This is a genomic window from Pseudoalteromonas sp. SG44-1, from assembly GCF_014164315.1.
Lineage (GTDB): Bacteria > Pseudomonadota > Gammaproteobacteria > Enterobacterales > Alteromonadaceae > Pseudoalteromonas > Pseudoalteromonas rhizosphaerae.
Genome location: NZ_JACJEW010000121.1, coordinates 1 through 3,383 on the forward strand (window position 1 = coordinate 1; position 3,383 = coordinate 3,383).

The window sequence follows — 3,383 nt, forward strand, 5'->3', positions numbered from 1 at the left end:
TGGAGTATCTGCAAATACAAATCTAGCAGTCAGTGCTGGACAGTCATTACAGCTTAGGGCTGTGGCTAATACTGTTGCATTTCCGTACACCGAAGACGGGGTGCCAATAGCTGGCTCACGCTCTGCATCTATTGTTGTAACGGGTAGCAACTAAATTAATTAATAACGAGGACTAAACAATGGCAGCATTTACAGCCAGTCAAGCAAGCGTGACCAACGGCTCTAAAGTGGTAACAATCAACAGCGGTGAAAGTATCGCTAACATTAGACAGGGTGACTTTTTATTCTTAGCTGGCTTTTTAGTTGAGATAAATCGCGGCTATGTTGGCGCAGCCAGCCAGCAGTACATAGAGCTTGTTAAAAACTGGGCTAACAGTAGCCAGTCGAGCCAATCCGCTGTTGTAATACCCACAACCGGTGATTTTAGAGCCGCCGTGGATGCCATTAACAACGCCAATAAAAACGTCAATGACAACTTTGTGGCCATGCAAGATTGGCAAACAAAAACAGGCACCGTCACGTTTACCAATCAAGACGGCACCACCACAACAGTTAAAACCCTCAAACAGATTGAGGCAGATAACGCCGCACAAATGGATGCGTATCACCCATTTCCGTGGGCAATGCGTAAGGTAGAATTTGAAGCCCGCCGCGCAGCGAACAATGAAAAGTTTGCGGCCAGTGGGTTTGTGCATTTAGGTAAACAGTATGATATTGGTGATGGTTCTAATGTTGTTAATCAAGGGTTGTGGATGCCAACTTATACACCAGAGGATGCTAATTCATTTTATTTAGGTAGGTCCAATACAGAAAGTTCGACAGGGGATTCTAAAACATCAAATCCACAATTAAATATTAGTGGAGTCACAACCATGTTAGGGCGACTCTCCGTTATCCATAATGGTCGGGTTAAAGTAAAACTTCCCCCAGCCGAAGATGGTACTTGTACTTATGATAGCGCCACGGGTGTTTCAATAACACATGCAACACCCGCAATTGCATTCGCCAGCGAAACCACAACTAACAAGGTAGTTACAGACCGAGTAGATATGTGGGGTTTTGAGGCATTCTTACGTGAAATTAACGATGCTGACCCGTTTGTATATGCCAATGGTCTAATTCAAAGCCAAGCTACAAGTATTAATGGTGTGCCAACGGTGACAGATAACGTGCGTCCTACCACTTATTTTGCATGGTATGAAGGTGACACAACAAGTGCGGGTAAAGGTGTTAACTGGCAAACAGCCACAGAAGCACAACGCATAGCAATAGCAAGTGATCCTGATAACAATATCTATTTTGATGATTCAACGGGTAAGTTTTATCAATGGTGTGTGCGTGGGCGTAGCTTTTTTGGACTAACCAATCAAGACTGGGACAGAATTGATTCTGTGAGCACCTATCTAACTTATAAATCTGGTACAAAAGGGGCTGGAGTTCAACCACAAGGTGTTCGAAATACGGATGATGGATACAGGTATGATAGTCAATTTGCACTGTACGTTTCAGCAGCAAGTCCAGAATTAGTCAGAGAGGGAATAATAGAGAAAGGGGCTTACAAAGTAAGGGTGTCAGGTGATGGGACAAATGACACACTATATGGATCTGCGGGTGAATGCCATTTCCTTGTGTGCGGCACAGTTAACAGGCTTAATAAGGGGGCGTATCACCCTAGCTTTAACCCATTAGGTGCAAGTCTCTTTGAAGGCACTAATCAGGGCGGTTCATTTTGGTATGGTAACAATGCACCTAATTTGTCTAGCAAGCTACAATGCTTCACTGAAATTTCAGTGAACAATTCCAGTCCAAATTCCGGTTCTATCGGAAATATATCAGGCCGATCAGACGGTCGCTACTATGATGCAATCTACTCCAGCGGCCAAGGCGGTGTCTGTAGAGATATGAGATACGGCTCCTCTGGTTTAAAAAAAGAGGATTTTGAAAATTCTAATCGCTCATTAATATCAGGCACTTATCGTGGGTTAGATAATTTGAAGGTTAGTAAAGTAATAGATTCTGGGTACTGGCTATCTTCTAATCATAGTAACAAATTATCTAAATGGATAAACTATCAAGGAGATGTTGTTGTATATTTAAACTCAGTTGATCTCGGTATAGGTAATGGGGATAGTCTGATAGTCATAGATTTTACAAAAAACATTATCTTCAGGCTTTCAAATCTCTATGATTGCAATGTATCTACAGTCAAATGCCTACTATCTGATGTATTCCCACTTCAAGGAGTTTTCCCAACTGGTAGCGGTTCTGCCTCTGGAACGGTCTACCTTATCCATGAATCAAATTTGGATAATTCAATAGGTGATGGCTTGTACCATACAGACGTACAAGGTGGCCCTGCTGAGATATTACTCTGTGATGATTTAAAAAATGGATGGGTGGGAAATTGGATACATGATATTCCAGACGGTATAAAAGACTTGTTTGAATTGACACGTCCTTATACGGGCATCGGAACCGATATCACTTGCACATACACGTTAGACAATGGTGCAACATGGACTAAAGATCTCACCGCAATTAGTAGCTCATTACGAAACACAGTTACAGTGACTGATATGCCCGCTAATCAGTTGACTATCTGGCAATATCAAACTCAAGCTAATGTAACTAAAAAGGCATTGAATGTCGCGCCATACGGTTTTTTGGAAGGCATGGGACCGGTGTTTATAAGTTCAAGGGCAAGAGCTGAAACGGCGAGAATACTAGGTTATTCACTTATCTCAAAAGTATTAAAAAGCCAAAATTCATCAGCGGTTGGTAAAGACCATGAGATTCTCCCTCTGACAAAAACCCAATTTGGTGATGGATTTGAAAAATTAATATCAATAGGTACATTTATTAGTGAGCATTCATCGATAGGGATCGCCCCACCAACGACAGCCGCAAGTTCAGCATTCAAGGCCCTTAGTTATAATGTTGTTGATAGCCAGCAAGCCTTTATTAACTACGCGTATATAGAGCTGAAACACAACGGTACAGACTGGGGCGATGATAGTAAAATTCACATAGCAGACAATCAAACAACAATGCTAGATGAAAACGGTAACACTGTTTTGGTCGGTACTGCGCGTTGCGTTGAACCACTTGGATGGATTAAAAATGAGAAATAAACTCGAACCAATATTAGATTTTATCGTCCTAGACGAAAACGAAGCCCCCGTTCTTAATGAGCAGGGTTTACCGACACTTGCACAAGGGCCTGTTGTAAAAGACCTGGCGCAGTTGATCGCAAAAGGCAAAGTTGAGCATATTGAAAAATTTGCCGAAATTGCCGCACAAGGCGAGCAATGGCAATGGGCGCGTAGCTACTACGAGTACTTAGTAGAGCTAAACCAAGTCAACGAGTTTAACGCTAACTTGCC

At 42.3% G+C, this 3,383-nt stretch carries 1 protein-coding gene and 1 pseudogene; both read left to right on the plus strand.

The genetic code is table 11. From position 1 onward, the window contains the following. Positions 1-179 precede the first annotated feature (179 nt). Positions 180-3,131 (plus strand): hypothetical protein, encoded by a 2,952-nt coding sequence (locus H5187_RS22885; protein ID WP_182798411.1) that lies wholly within the window; start codon positions 180-182, stop codon positions 3,129-3,131. Then, positions 3,121-3,383 (plus strand): annotated as a pseudogene (locus H5187_RS22890) (hypothetical protein); the annotation flags it as partial. The gene H5187_RS22885 and the pseudogene H5187_RS22890, both read left to right, overlap by 11 nt.

What these genes read in the sequence shown, in the direction of transcription:
- H5187_RS22885 (WP_182798411.1), top strand. Translation starts at nt 180, where the DNA reads ATGGCAGCATTTACAGCCAGTCAAGCAAGCGTGACCAACGGCTCTAAA.